The organism is Bradyrhizobium sp. CCBAU 51753 (assembly GCF_015291565.1).
Taxonomy (GTDB): Bacteria; Pseudomonadota; Alphaproteobacteria; order Rhizobiales; family Xanthobacteraceae; genus Bradyrhizobium; species Bradyrhizobium ivorense.
This window is the reverse complement of the sequence record NZ_CP030037.1, coordinates 4,374,789-4,388,168: the sequence shown is the minus strand read 5'-3', so window position 1 is coordinate 4,388,168 and position 13,380 is coordinate 4,374,789. Positions and strand designations below refer to the sequence as shown.

Sequence of the window (13,380 nt, the reverse complement as noted above, 5' to 3'; positions counted from 1 at the left end):
CTCACTTCGCCTCTCCCGCGTGCGGGGGAGGCCGACGCGCATCGTGAGATGCGTGGCGGGTGGGGGGTGTCTCCACGGTGGGATTCGTGCGTGACACCCCCACCCCGCCCTCCCCGCAAGCAGGAGAGGGAGCCCACCGCCAATGCCAACATCACTCTAACCCCCCATATGCGATTGCCCTGCCTGTCAACGCGTTGAGGCTGCATGCCAGCCAAAGAAAAACCCCGCCTTCAGGAAGCGAAGGCGGGGAAGGTTCATTGGGTTGAAATCCACGCGCCTGGAAATCGAGAGCACGGGAAGTAGCGGCGATGATTCTAGCCGGACTGGTTGCGCGGACAACGGGATTAAAGCGGCAACGCGACCGGGACTTTTTCCCGGTCAGACCGGCAAAAATCCCGCCCTCGCCTCCGCCTCACTGCACCACGTCCAGCCTGACATTCGCGACGCCCTTGCCGATCATGCCGAGCGATTGCGCGGCCGAATAGGAGACGTCGACGACGCGCCCGGGCACATAGGGTCCGCGGTCGTTGACCCGCACCGTGACCGAGCGGCCGCTCTTGACGTCGGTGACGCGCAGCCTGGTGCCGAACGGCAATGTCGGATGCGCCGCGGTCAGGTCGCGGCCGTCAAATTTCTCACCGCTCGCGGTCTGCTGCGCCTCGCTGTAGAAGCTCGCGACTCCCTGCGACGCGGTCCTGGTCGCGCCGGGCTTCTTGCGCGACGCGTAAGGCGTATGCCGGCGCATGGCCGCGACGCGGGTGCGGGCCGGAGCTGCCGTGGTTCGAACTGGCTCGCTCGACGCAGGCCGGCTTGCGAGCGCCTGCGAGCGCTCGCTGACGACGGAGGATTGCACGCAGGCCGCAAGCGAGGCGGCGCCGATCACGGCGGCGAACAGATGCAGCGCGCGTCGCGCAGGAGCCAATGAGACCGGGCGCACGGCGCCGGGTGGGCCGCGGTTGACGTCGACGTACGAACTGACTGCACCGTCGCCTGACATGTTGCACCCCCAACTCGCGCTCCCCAGCCCAAGCCGAAAATCCAACGTCGCCCAATGGCCGAATCCAATCGGGGCGGAACGGAGGCGGAATGCGGCAAGGTGTGGCCTGCGTGGCACGATTTCCGCGTGGGTGTGGTGGATGGGCCACACAACTCGGAGCACCGCTGATGCTGACGGCGCCGGCCGATCCGTGCACCGCTCGTCCACGGGATGTTCCCGAAACACCCCAACCTCTCCACCCTCTTGCCTTGCTTTGGTCAAACCGGACTGGAGTCGTGGCGCAGGGCTAGGGTTTTGAGACGGAGCGTAAATTCGCCAGCCGCCATTTGCGGTTTGACCTTGGGCTGAAACGGGGACCGCCAATGCAATCGACACTTAAAGACGCTGATCCGCACGATATTTTCGCGATTGAATCTGACCTCAGACCGGCACGCGCAGAGCATGCCGCCGCCCCGACGCTGGCACCGGCAGGTGCTGTCACGGCGGCGCATCGCGAGCCGTATTTTGGGCCGAGCCCGACACCGTCGCCTGCGTCACCCATGCCTGCGTCACCGCTGACATCAGCGCCACCGTCTGCGCCGGTACCTCCGGCCGCAGCAGCGCCCTCGGTGCCGCCGGTCAGCGCTGCGCCATCGGTCGCGGCAGCGCCAGCGTTCGCGACCGCACCAGCGTTCGCTGCAGCGCCAGCGTTCGCGACTGCGCCGGCGTTCGCGGCGGCGCCACCGGTCTCGCCGTATCACCCGGCCGCGACCAGCGACATCAGGCTCGATGACATCAAGCTCGGCCGCCCGCCGGTTGCCGGCAACAGATGGGCGATCCGTGCCTTCTGGTTCATGTTCGCGATCGTCAGCGCCATGGGTGCTGCGGCGTGGCAGCACTATGGCGACCGCGCCAGGCAGCTCACCGCGGAGTGGATGCCGCAGGTCGCGCAGCTGACGTCGCTGATTCCCGGCATGACGACGCCGGCTCCGGCCGATCAGCCGAACGCGCCCGCCGCGCAAGCGGCGGCGGATCAACCGGCAACGACAGACACGGCAGCGGCGGCTCCGCCGCAAAGCGTTGCCGCAGCCCCAGCCGCACCCGCCTCCTCCGCTGCCCCTGCGGCACCGGCACCGGCACCGGCGCCGGCAGCGCTTGCGGCGGCACCGGCCACGACAGCCGGCGCGCCGGATCAAACCCAGTTGCTGCAGTCGATGGCGCGCGATCTCGCCGCGATGGGACAGCAGGTCGAGCAGCTCAAGGCGAGCATCGATCAGCTCAAGGCCGGCCAGGATCAATTGGCCCAGCGCGTCGCGAAGGCAACCGAGACCAGGGCCGCCGAGCCGCGTCCGGTGGCGCCACGTCCGCGCGCCGCAACGCCGCCGCCGGCGGCCGTGCCGCATGCAGCCGCCGTTCCGCCGCCGGCCGTCCGCCGGCCGGTGCAGGCCTACATCCCGCCGCCTCCGCCGGCCGCGGCGCAGCCGCCACGCACGTCATCCGCGCTGCCGCCGAGCGCCGCGCCGCTGCCGCTGCAATCGCAGCAGCAGTCCAGCGTTGTTGAGGCGGATGATGAGAACGGCCCCGTGGTCCGGCCGCCAATGCCGGTGCGCTGAGAGCAAAAAACAAGGCGGATTAGCACAAGCCTAATCCGCCTCTCTTTCCTTCGCGCGGTCGGCGGATGCGGACCCGGTGGGCTAATCCGCCCTACGCGCTATGCACGCCTACGCGCTCTGCCCCGGCGGCAGCACCACGACCACGGCGCCCGGCTTGACCCGCTGATAGAGGTCGATGACGTCGGCGTTGGTCATGCGGATGCAGCCCGACGAGATCGCCTGCCCGATATATTCCGGCTGGTTGGTGCCGTGGATGCGGTACAGCGTGTCCTTGTTGCCCTGGTAGAGATAGATGCCGCGGGCGCCGAGCGGATTGGCCGGTCCGCCGGCGACGCGCGCCGGATACGGCCCGAGCCGCTCCTGGATGTCCTTGGTCGGAACCCAGTCCGGCCACTCGGCCAGGCGGCCGACGGTGGCGACACCGGAGAACGCCATCGCCTCCTCGCCGACGGCGACACCGTAACGGATCGCCTTGCCGCCGGGCAGCACGTAGTAGAGATAGCGCTTATCGGTATCGACCAGGATGGAACCCGGCTGCTCCCGGCGCGTGTACTCGACAATGTGGCGCTGGAACTGCTCGGGGACTTTGACTTCCGTGTAAGGCGTGTGCGCCAGCAGTTGTTTGTCGCGCAGCGTCATCGCGGCATCGTTCACCGGCGACAGCGTCGCCTGCATGCAGCCGCCAAGCGCGAGCGATCCCACCAGCACCGCCGCAAGCCCCAACTTCGACACGATCGTTCTCCCCTGCGTTAACCCGTCGCAGAAGCTGCCCAAATCGTGCTGAAATCGTGGCAAGGCCGGTTGGAACACGTCTGTTTGATCGGTTCTTTCGGCAAGTGTGTCCTGGCGGTTGCAGTCGGTTCCGGCCGACGCTAGCTTGGCCAAAAATCGGAAGTACTCGGGAGGAATTCGATGCGTTCTGCTCTCTTGGTCGCGGGCCTGATCGTGGCCGCGTCGCCGGCCCATGCCGACCCGCGCTCGGCCTATGTCACGATGGTGCTGCAGGCCTTCGCCGCCAAGGTCGAGTGCCCCGGCACCGATGTGGTCTATCAGGACCTCGTCACCAAGGCGCAGGAGATGCACCTGCCCGACGGCACCACCGAGCAGGTGCGCAAGGCGATCGCCTTCATGCACACCGGCGGCAAGATGGGCGAGAAGCAGGCCGACGATCTGATGCTGGAAGTCGCGGTTGCAACCCAGTCCATCGACCTCGACCAGCGCCGCGCCGGCATGACCACCTGGTGCCAGGACCAGAAGACGCGGCTCGCCGGCTACATCAGGACGAAGGAATAACCTTCATTCGAGTTCGGGCGGCGCGAACCAGTTGGTCAGCGACAGACCGCCGTCGATCACGATCGACGCGCCGGTGACGTAGCCGGAGAGCTTGTGCGACAGCACGGCGAGCGCCATCGGCGCGAGATCGTCGGCTTGCCCAAGCCGCCCAAGCGGGATGTGCCGTGCCAGCGCGGGATCGGCGACGAAGCCGCCGGCCGCGATCGCGCCCGGCACCAGCGCGTTGACGCGGATGCCGTAGCGGCCCCAGCTCTTGGCAAGCTCCTTGACCAGCATCGCCATGCCGGCCTTCGCCGTCGAGTAATGCGGCAAATTGCGCGGCGTACCGGCATGTAGCGAGGTCAGCAGCAGGAACGAGCCCGGCGTCTTCGCTGCGATCAGCCGGCGTGCCAGCTCGCGCGACAGATGAAATCCGGCATCGAGATTGACCGCGTGCATCTGCCGCCAGGTGTCGTCGTCCACCGCCATCGCGTGATCGGCCTCGCGCCGCGGCGGCGAGGCCGAGTGGACGAAATGCGTCACCTGCCCGATCGATGATTGCGCATGCGCCAGCAGCGCGTCGCAGGCGTCACGGGATACGAGATCGCTGACCCAGGGCACCGCGAGTTCGGGGCGCGGCGCGGCGTTGATGGCGGCCCGCACCCGGTCCTCGTGCAGGTCGGCAAACACGGTGCGCACGCCCTCACCGACCAGCGCCTGCGCAATGGCGCGGCCAATGCCGTTGCCGGCGCCGGTCACCAGTGCCGCCTCGCGCGCGGGATCGAAAGCTGAATTGAACAGGCTCATCGTCTCCGGCCTCCCACCGCGCAACGCGGCGCTCAGTATGGCGGCGCCTTGCGCGCCCGCTGCGCCTTGGCGGCTTCCATCCACCAGGCAAGATCGTCGGCAAAGCGCGGAAAGGCGCGCTCGAGCGATTTGCCGGCGTCGCCGATCGGCTTGCCGTCCTCCGACAGGGTCTGCCCGATCGGGCCTGCGCCGATCGTGCTCGACACCACCACCATGCCCATCTCCGAGAGCGTGCCGTGCCAGGCGGTCGCGGCGCGCGCGCCGGCCAAGCGCCCGGCCGAGTAGCTGGCGATCGCGGCCGGCCGCCAGAACCACTCCTCGAGGAAATGATCGGTGAGGTTCTTGAGCCCGGGCTGGACGCCCCAATTGTATTCGCCGGTTACGAACAGAAAACCATCGGCGGCGCGGATTTTTCCCGCGAGCGTCTCGAGCGCAGCCGGCGCCTGCCCCTTGGGATATTCCTTGTACATGCGGTCGAGCATCGGCAGGCCGATTGCCTTGGCATCGATCAACTCGACATCGTCGCCGCGGCCGCGAAAGCCGTCGACGACGAAATGGGCGAGCCGGATCCCCATCCGGTCGGAGCGATAGGAGCCGTAGAGAACGAGAATGCGGTGGGCCATGGGTGCCGATCCTATCATCGTGCGGCGATACTGTGCTGCGACGAAGCGCGCGCTCCGCCGCGGTCACAGGCGTTAACCGCCCTTTTCGCAGATTTTCCTGCCATTAAGCAATTCGTCGCAAGCGCGCCGCCGTGGCGCAAAATCGCCCAATTCCTTTTCTGGATACGTAACCGCTTCGAGAAGGAGAACCCGACATGCGGATCGCAAGGCTGGTTTTCGCAAGCTCGCTCGCGGCCATCGCAGCCATTGCCACCCCTGCGCTGGCGAAGAGTTCCGAGCGGCAGAAAGCCGACGACAAATCTACCGTCACATCGACCGGCTGCCAGGCCTATCAGCAGGCTGCCGACGGCAGCTGGACCCAGTTGCCCTGCGGCGAGGCCGGCACCAACGGCGCGACGCAGCATCGCGGCGCCGCCAAGGGCGCCGATGACAACGAGCACTGAGCGGCGCGGCGGCGCTGGCCCGGCACGGCCGCTTCGACTTTGGGTCGATGCCGGCGGCAAAAGGCTCGCTCCGCGCGCATCGTAAACCCCTGCTTAATGCGCACCCGGTACGCTTGAGGCTCTCCCCTCTCTCGTCAAGAAATGGCGCGCACATGAAAATCGGTACCCTCCTGACGGCCGCGATCGTCTCCCTCTCCGCGGTCGGCGGCGGACTCGCGGCCTATGTCGCGGTGACCAAGTACCAGACCATGGACAAGATCTCGACCGCGCAGAGCCGGCTCGACATCGTCCGCGCCGTCGGCGACATCCCGCGCTACATGAACTCCGAACGCGGCATGGCCACCAATCTGCTGTTCAGCAGCGGTGCGATCGAGCAGAAGCAGATCGCCGACCTCGACAAGCTTCGTGCGCTGACGGATGGCGCGCTCGCCAGGGTCAACCAGGTTCGCGCCAGCCTGCCGGGATCGCTCGACGACGGCGAGGCGGTGGCCAGCGCGATCGATGCGCTGAAGGCGAAATTCGCCGCGCTCCGCGATGCGATTGCGACGGCGATCGCGGGTCCCGTCGACGGCCGCCGCCCGGCCGCGACCAAGATCGTCGCCGACAACTCGGTGTTCAACGCCGGCGTCACCGCACTGCTCGACGAGCAGGTGCGCCGGCTCGCCGGCCTCGACGGCAATGCCTACCGCCAGGCCAGCTACGCCAACGTCGCCTGGACGCTGCGCGACATCGGCGGCCACAATGCCAGCCTGCACAAGGCCCTGGTCGGCGCCAAGCGGGTTGCGGCCGAGCAGGAGAAGCAGGACCTGTTCCGCAGCACCGGCAAGACCGAGCAGATCCTCTCGACGCTGCAGGACCTGCGCAACAATCCGGCGACGTCGGCCAACGTCCTCTCCGCCCTCGGCAAGATGCAGGCCGACTATGTCGAGCGCTTCGGCAAGGCGCTGAAGCTCGGCAAGGAAGGCGCTGTCTCGGGCAAATACGACATGGACGTCGAGACCTACTACGCGGAATCGCAAGTCGGCCTCGCCTCGATCATCGGCGTGCGCGACGCCTTCTACGAAAATGCCGAGCAAGGGCTCGCTGCCGCGTACTCGTCGGCGCGCTTCAGCTTCGTGGTGGCATCGATCGGCCTGCTCGCCGTCATTGCGGTGAGCGCCGGCCTGATCGTGCTGGTCCGCCGCCGCATCCTCAACCCGATCGCGGCCCTCACCGGCCGGATGTCGCGCCTTGCCGCCGGCGAGGTCGCCGAGGAGATCCCGGGCGCCGCGCGCCATGACGAGATCGGCGCGATGGCCGCCGCCGTGCAGGTGTTCAAGGACAATAAGATCGAGGCCGACCGCCTCGCCGCCGAGAAGGAGGCCGAGAACGACGTCAAGATGCGCCGCGCCCGCGTGCTCGACGATCTCACCCGCAGCTTCGAGACCAAGGTCACCGAGCTGGTCGGCGGACTGTCGTCGGCTTCCTCGGTGATGGAACAGACCGCGCAGTCGATGTCGGCCACCGCGGCCGCCACCAACCGCCAGGCCGCCGTCGTCGCCGCCGCTTCCGACCAGACCTCGACCAACGTGCAGACGGTGGCTAGCGCGACCGAGGAGCTGACCTCCTCGATCTCGGAGATCGCCCGCCAGGTCACGACCTCGACCGAGATCGCCGCGCGCGCGGTCGATCACGCCCGCCGCACCGGCGATACCGCCCGCTCGCTGGCCGAGGGCGCGCAGAAGATCGGCGACGTCGTGACGCTGATCCAGTCGATCGCGGCGCAGACCAATCTGCTCGCGCTCAACGCCACCATCGAGGCGGCGCGCGCCGGCGAGGCCGGCCGCGGCTTTGCCGTGGTCGCCTCCGAGGTGAAGTCGCTCGCCGGCCAGACCGCGAAGGCGACGACGGAAATTGCCGAGCAGATCACCGCGATCCAGACCGCCAGCGACGAGACCGTCACCGCGATCAAGAACGTCGTCGAGGTCATCACCGAGATCGACCAGATCGGCACCGCGATCGCGGCGGCGATCGAGGAGCAGGGCTCGGCGACCAAGGAGATTTCGCGCAGCGTGCAGGAGGCCGCGCGCGGCACCCAGGAGGTCAATTCCAACATCTCCGGCGTCCAGCACGCCGCCGACGACACCGGCGCCGCGGCAACCCAGGTGCTCGGCGCGGCCGAGCAGCTCTCCACCCAGTCGAAGGACCTCGCCGGCCAGGTCAACCGCTTCCTGTCCGACGTGCGCGCGGCCTAACCGCGCGCGGCGATAGGCGGCAAGCTCCATCCGCGTCATTGCGAGCGCAAGCGAAGCAATCCACCGCGCCGCAAGCGGAGGAATGGATTGCTTCGCGGAGCCTGTCATCGGGCGCGCGTTCGCGCGACCCGTTGGCTCGCAATGACGGGGTTCGAGGCAACGGCGGTTTGCTATCCCCCGCGCAACCCAAGCACGCGGCGGGCGATCGACTGGCGATGGACCTCGCTCGGGCCCTCATACATCCGCATCAGGCGGGCCTTCTGCCACAGCGCGTTGAGCGGTAGTTCCAGGGTCATGCCGAGCGCGCCGAGCGTCTGCATGGCGTGGTCGCAGGCTTCATAGGCCATCTCGGTCGCGAACACCTTGATCATCGAGGCCTCGTGGCGGATGTCCTCGCCGCGGTCGGTCTTGTCGGCAGCCTCGCGCACCATCAGCCGGCAGGCATGCATGCGGGTTGCGATGTCGGCGATCCACCACTGGATCGCCTGGCGCTCGGCAAGCTTGACGCCAAAAGTCTCGCGCTGCTTGGCGTGCTCGCACAGCATGTCGAGCGCGCGTTTTGTAATGCCGATGCAGGTCGATCCCATCTCGAGCCGGCGGGTGCGCAGGCGCAGCTGCATCGGCGCGTAGCCCTTGCCGACCTCGCCGAGCACGGACTCCTTCGGGATACGGCAGTCCTCGAACACGATCTCAAAGGTCGAGCCGCCGCCGAGCATCGGGATCTCGCGCTCGATGATGAAGCCCGGCGTGCCCTTCTCGACGATGAACGAGGTGATGCCGCCCTGGCGCTGGTCGGTGCCGACGCGCGCCATCACGATGATGAAGTCGGCGGCGCGCGCGTTGCTGATCCAGATCTTGCGGCCGTTCAAGACCCACTGCTCGCCCTCGAGCACGGCGCGGGTCTTCATCGCGGCGGGATCGCCGCCGGCGCCGGGCTCGGAGATCGCGATCGCCGACGCCATCCGGCCCTCGATGTAGGGCTGCAGATACTTTTTCTTCTGCGCCTCGGTGCCGACCGCCTGCAGCATGCGCAGGTTCGGCGAGTCCGGCGGCAGCACGAACGGCACCGCGCTGCGGCCGAGCTCCTCGTGCACCGCCGCCATCGTGCGCGTCGGCAGATCGTGGCCGCCGAGATCCTCCGGTGCGTCGAGGCCCCACAGGCCGAGCTCCTTGGAGACGTCGCGCAGCCGCTTGCGCTGCTCGGCGCTCAGCTCGGGATGCTCGCTGCCGGGCAGTTTCGATTTCAGATAATGCGGCTCGAGCGGGATCAGTTCGCGATCGACGAATTTCGCCACCGTCTCGCGGATCATTGCCGTTTGTTCGTCATCGCTCATCTTTCGTCCTCGCCGGTGCTGTTGTTGTTTTCAACAAAGCAGTAGCGCATTTTGCAGCGGCGGGAATAGCGCAAACGCAGTTTCACCTCGGGCGGTGCGCCGAGGTTTCATCGCGCGGAATTCGATATCCCGCAACGCGGTCAGCGCCTGGGCAATCGCGCCGAACGCGCGCTGCCTCAATCGGCAAAACCGACATAGCGAACGAAATCGCTGTTGGCCTCGCGATCCGACTGCACCGCGTTGGCGGCAAAGCTGTCGTCGGGATAGCCCATCGCGACGCAGGTCATGATCGCGTGCTCGTCGGGGATGCTCGCCACCTCGCGCACGATGTCGGAGCGCATGATGCCCTGGCCGTTGATCACGCTGCCGAGCCCGCGATCCCAGGCCGCCAGCACGATGCCGTAGCACAGCGCGCCGAGATCGAAATGGCAGACCGCGCCGGGATCGAGTACCCGGTCATAGGCCAGCACCAGCGACACCGGCGCGTCGAACTGGCGAAAGCCGCGCAGCACCCAGTCCTGCCGCATCGGCTTGTCGTCGCGGGCAATGCCCATCGCGCCGAACAGTTTCTTGGCGATGTCGACCTGGCGCATGCGGTGCACGCCCTGGTACTCGCCATGGCTGACGATGTCGCGCTTCGGCTTGGCGCCGGCGATCATCTCCGCCATGTTGCGGCGGCGCACTTCCTCGAGCGGCTCCCCGGTCACGACGTGGACGTGCCAGGGCTGGGTGTTCATCGAGGACGGCGCCCGCTTGGCGACCTCGATGATCTCCTCGATGACGGCACGCGACACCGGCTGCTTCTTGAACCCGCGCACGCTTCGGCGTGTCTTGACCAGCGTCTCGAAATCCATTGTCGGCTTCCCCCAATTTGTTCCGCGCTGCACGCGGAAATTTTCTTGATCCTGCTTCCGCATTTTATCGGCAAAATCCGCCAAGGGAACTTGATCGGGCACAGAATCCGATATCCAATCCGCAGCACTGGTTTGCTTTAGGGAGAACCCAGATGAAGCGGATTTTCTTGGCTGCCGTGATCGCGACCTTTGCGGCCGGCTCGGCGTTTGCGCAGGACGCCTCCTGCGAGACCAAGGCGGTCGGCAAGGACGGCAAGCCGCTGGCCGGCGCGGCAAAGACCTCGTTCATGAAGAAGTGCACGACGGATGCCTGCGCGGCCAAGGCGGTCGGCTCGGACGGCAAGAAGCTCGCCGGCGCAGCCAAGACGTCCTTCATGAAGAAGTGCCAGAGCGGCGCCTGAGCGCCCTCGCCGCGGTTTCCCGCACCGACGATCGTACATAGGGCCGCCCAAGCGCGGCCCAATCGGCGTTGACGGCTGGATGAGCGCGGCCGGGCCGCCGCTCAGAACGAAACGCCGACCCGCACGCCCTTGCTCCAGACCCGCCGGCAACGTTTGCGGGTGTTGCCGTGAAGCATTTCGAAACGTTCGGGCAGTTGCACCGGCTTTGAAAACTCCAGGCAGGCGCCGCCGGCGGAATAGTCCACCAGGCGGCATTCGAGCAGCGGCGCCTTGGGCTCGAGCAGCAGCTTGACCACGCTCGAGACGCAACCGGACGGACGCACACGCACAAATCGCCGGGGATGCATCGCCGAGGCCTTGTTGTTGGATCGCAAGCCCTTTGTCCGAACAGGCCGTTAAGAATCCGTTCAGGCCTATGGTTACGAGATCCTGCTACTCCCGCTTGAAGCGGTAGTCGAAGCGGTGGCCGTCCGCCTTGATCAGGCCGACCGTCGGGGCCGGGAAATGGATCGGCAGGATCAGCGTGTCGGTCTCGGCCACCGAGGCAAAGAACTTTCGCCGCGACACTGCCGACTGCTTCGGATCCCAATCCGGCTTGGCCGACCAATCCACCTCGCGGCACTGGATCACGTGATGCATCAGATCGCCGGCGACCACGGCGCGCTGGCCCTTCGAGACGATATTGACGCAGCAATGACAGGGCGAATGGCCCGGCGTCGGCGTCAGCGTGACGGTGTCGTCGAGCGCGTAGTCGTCGTCGACCAAAAGCGCCTGTCCGGCCTCGACGATCGGCAGGCAGTTGTCGCGAAACACCGTGCCGGGCGGGTTGGCGCCCTTGACGTGCTCGGCCTCCCAGGCGGCGTATTCGCGCTTGTGGAAGACGTATTTCGCGTTCGGGAAGGTCGGCACCCAGCGCCCGTCGCGCAGGGTCGTGTTCCAGCCGGTGTGGTCGATATGCAGATGGGTGCAGAACACGTAGTCGATCTGCTCGAAGGAGATGCCGAGCGCGAACAGTTCGTTGCGCCAGCGCTCCTTGCCCGGAAAGTCGAACGGCGGCGGATGGCCCTTGTCCTCGCCGGTGCAGGTATCGACCAAAATGGTGTAGCGTGGCGTGCGCACCACAAAGGTCTGGTAGGTGATCATCATCAAGCCGCTGGTGGCATCGAACACCTCGGGCTCCATGGTCTTGAGATGATGCTTGAACACGGCGTCGTCATAGGCCGGGAAGAAATCCTGCGGCCGCCGCCATGGCCCCTCGCGCTCGATCACTGCATCGATCGTGATGTCGCCGATCCTGATTTGCTTCATCGCTTCGCTCCCGCTTTTTTGCAAAGCGTAGCGGCCGGCCCGGCGCCCCACAAGGCGAGCGCCGCACGGCGTGCCATGCGCCATTGCATTGCTGCTGCGGTGCGCAGCCGCCGCGGTTCATCCGAATGCTGTGCGTGCTATACGCACAGCGGCCGCAACCGGCCGCCCGACCAAGGACATTCACATGACTGACACCAAGCCGCCGCGCCCAAAACTCGCCGAAACCGTCATCGCGCCGACGGTCAAGCTGCGCGAGGTGACGGTCGGCCGCTGCTGCGAGATCCTCGGCGACACCGCGATCGAGTACACCGAGCTCGGCGACTTCTCCTATCTCGGTCCCGGCTGCATCGTCGCCGACGCGCAGATCGGAAAATTCTGCGCGATCGCGGCGCAGGTGCGGATCGGCGCGCCCAACCATCCGCTCGAGCGCCCGTCGCAACACCGCTTCACCTATTGCCCGGAATACTACACGGCGTCGGCGCAGCGCGATCATGGCTTCTTCAGGGATCGGCGCGCCGATCGCGTCGTGATCGGCAACGACGTCTGGATCGGCCATGGCGTCATCGTGCTGCCCGGCGTCAGCGTCGGCGACGGCGCCGTGCTGGCGGCGGGCGCCGTGGTCTCACGCGACGTCGCGCCCTACACCATCGTCGGCGGCGTGCCGTCGCGGCAGATCAGGGAGCGCTTCAGCCGCACCATCGCGGCGCAGCTTGCGCAGATCGCGTGGTGGGACTGGCCGGCGGAAACCATCTGGGAGCGGCTGCCGGAATTCCAGTCCGGCGACGTGGAGGCCTTTTGCGCGCGATGGAGTGCGTGAACGCGGCTCGCTTGGGTTGCGCGGATAGACTCTCCCGGATTACGCTTCGCTCCATCCGCGCTACGCAGGACCTTGTAGCCCGGATGGAGCGAAGCGTAATCCGGGGTAAGCCTCTCCGCATGGTGCACTATCGACGCAATTTCATGCCGGGCGGCACATTCTTCTTCACGCTCACGCTGGAGGATCGAAGATCGTCGCTCCTGGTCGAGCACGTCGGATTGTTGCGCGCCGCATTTCGTGCGGCGCGTGCCAAGAAGCCGTTTACCCTAGACGCCATCGTAATCCTGCCGGAGCACCTGCACGCGGTGATGACGCTTCCACTCGAAGACGCCGACTTCTCGGATCGATGGCGGCAAATCAAGAGCCATTTTACGCGGGCGGTCGTTGCTGCCGGCGTGCCAGTCTCAGCCAACCATCGCGGCGAATATGGGCTCTGGCAGAGGCGGTTTTGGGAGCACACCGTCCGTAACGAACGCGACTTTGAGCGTTGCGTCGACTACATCCACTACAATCCGGCCAAACACCGCCTCGTTTCGTCGCCGGCCGACTGGAAGCACTCGTCACTCCATCGATACATTCGCCAGGGAATCCTGCCGTCGGATTGGGGCGGCAGCGGTGCCGCCGACAATGGCGATTTTGGCGAGCGGAAAGACTGATCCCGGATTTCGCTTCGCTGCATCCGGGCTACGAAGGCGGAG

The 13,380-nt window shown here is 66.8% G+C and carries 15 protein-coding genes; 7 read left to right on the top strand and 8 right to left on the bottom strand.

All coding sequences use genetic code 11. The features are described 5' to 3' along the window. Positions 1 to 412 precede the first annotated feature (412 nt). The gene (locus XH93_RS19785; RefSeq protein WP_194474828.1) at positions 413 to 997 is read right to left on the bottom strand and encodes a septal ring lytic transglycosylase RlpA family protein; all 585 of its coding nucleotides are present in this window, start codon (positions 995 to 997) and stop codon (positions 413 to 415) included. 608 nt (positions 998 to 1,605) lie between these two features. On the opposite strand from XH93_RS19785, the gene XH93_RS19780 reads away from it, so the two are divergent. Next, positions 1,606 to 2,589 (top strand): hypothetical protein, encoded by a 984-nt coding sequence (locus tag XH93_RS19780; protein ID WP_194474827.1) that lies wholly within the window; start codon positions 1,606 to 1,608, stop codon positions 2,587 to 2,589. 108 nt (positions 2,590 to 2,697) lie between these two features. On the opposite strand, the gene XH93_RS19775 is transcribed toward XH93_RS19780, so the two are convergent. Next, a complete protein-coding gene (locus tag XH93_RS19775; RefSeq protein WP_172628202.1) occupies positions 2,698 to 3,264 on the bottom strand; it encodes a L,D-transpeptidase in 567 nt (188 codons plus the stop codon). Positions 3,265 to 3,501: 237 nt separating this feature from the next. On the opposite strand from XH93_RS19775, the gene XH93_RS19770 reads away from it, so the two are divergent. Continuing rightward, positions 3,502 to 3,882 (top strand): hypothetical protein, encoded by a 381-nt coding sequence (locus XH93_RS19770; protein WP_139484045.1) that lies wholly within the window; start codon positions 3,502 to 3,504, stop codon positions 3,880 to 3,882. A 3-nt stretch (positions 3,883 to 3,885) separates the two neighbouring features. Here XH93_RS19770 and XH93_RS19765 read toward each other — a convergent pair whose 3' ends face one another. Together XH93_RS19765 and XH93_RS19760 are read right to left on the bottom strand one after the other, a co-directional pair. Beyond that, positions 3,886 to 4,668: an SDR family NAD(P)-dependent oxidoreductase gene (locus XH93_RS19765; protein WP_194474826.1), complete on the bottom strand. Its 783-nt coding sequence runs from the start codon at positions 4,666 to 4,668 to the stop codon at positions 3,886 to 3,888. A gap of 32 nt (positions 4,669 to 4,700) precedes the next feature. Further along, complete coding sequence (locus XH93_RS19760; protein ID WP_139484047.1) at positions 4,701 to 5,291, bottom strand: NADPH-dependent FMN reductase; 591 nt, start codon at positions 5,289 to 5,291, stop codon at positions 4,701 to 4,703. A 194-nt stretch (positions 5,292 to 5,485) separates the two neighbouring features. Between XH93_RS19760 and XH93_RS19755 the strand changes: the two genes are divergently transcribed. Beyond that, entirely contained in the window at positions 5,486 to 5,734 is a 249-nt protein-coding gene (locus tag XH93_RS19755; RefSeq protein ID WP_139862198.1) for a hypothetical protein, read from the top strand. Positions 5,735 to 5,886: 152 nt separating this feature from the next. Next, positions 5,887 to 7,968, top strand: coding sequence for a methyl-accepting chemotaxis protein (locus XH93_RS19750; RefSeq protein WP_194474825.1), 2,082 nt, complete (start codon positions 5,887 to 5,889; stop codon positions 7,966 to 7,968). Positions 7,969 to 8,138: 170 nt separating this feature from the next. Here the strand turns inward: XH93_RS19750 and XH93_RS19745 are convergent, their stop codons facing one another. Further along, positions 8,139 to 9,302, bottom strand: coding sequence for an acyl-CoA dehydrogenase family protein (locus XH93_RS19745; protein ID WP_194474824.1), 1,164 nt, complete (start codon positions 9,300 to 9,302; stop codon positions 8,139 to 8,141). Between the two features lie 176 nt (positions 9,303 to 9,478). Further along, a complete protein-coding gene (locus XH93_RS19740) occupies positions 9,479 to 10,156 on the bottom strand; it encodes a nitroreductase (protein ID WP_194474823.1) in 678 nt (225 codons plus the stop codon). Positions 10,157 to 10,308: 152 nt separating this feature from the next. On the opposite strand from XH93_RS19740, the gene XH93_RS19735 reads away from it, so the two are divergent. Next, positions 10,309 to 10,557, top strand: coding sequence for a hypothetical protein (locus XH93_RS19735; protein WP_139484052.1), 249 nt, complete (start codon positions 10,309 to 10,311; stop codon positions 10,555 to 10,557). Between the two features lie 101 nt (positions 10,558 to 10,658). Here the strand turns inward: XH93_RS19735 and XH93_RS19730 are convergent, their stop codons facing one another. Further along, a complete protein-coding gene (locus tag XH93_RS19730; RefSeq protein ID WP_172628203.1) occupies positions 10,659 to 10,904 on the bottom strand; it encodes a PilZ domain-containing protein in 246 nt (81 codons plus the stop codon). Between the two features lie 85 nt (positions 10,905 to 10,989). Next, a complete protein-coding gene (locus XH93_RS19725; RefSeq protein WP_194474822.1) occupies positions 10,990 to 11,865 on the bottom strand; it encodes an MBL fold metallo-hydrolase in 876 nt (291 codons plus the stop codon). Positions 11,866 to 12,049: 184 nt separating this feature from the next. Here XH93_RS19725 and XH93_RS19720 point away from each other — a divergent pair, with 184 nt between their 5' ends. Both XH93_RS19720 and XH93_RS19715 read left to right on the top strand, forming a co-directional pair. Continuing rightward, the gene (locus XH93_RS19720) at positions 12,050 to 12,682 is read left to right on the top strand and encodes a DapH/DapD/GlmU-related protein (protein WP_194474821.1); all 633 of its coding nucleotides are present in this window, start codon (positions 12,050 to 12,052) and stop codon (positions 12,680 to 12,682) included. A gap of 119 nt (positions 12,683 to 12,801) precedes the next feature. Next, complete coding sequence (locus XH93_RS19715) at positions 12,802 to 13,338, top strand: transposase (RefSeq protein ID WP_194475238.1); 537 nt, start codon at positions 12,802 to 12,804, stop codon at positions 13,336 to 13,338. The last annotated feature ends 42 nt before the right edge of the window (positions 13,339 to 13,380 follow it).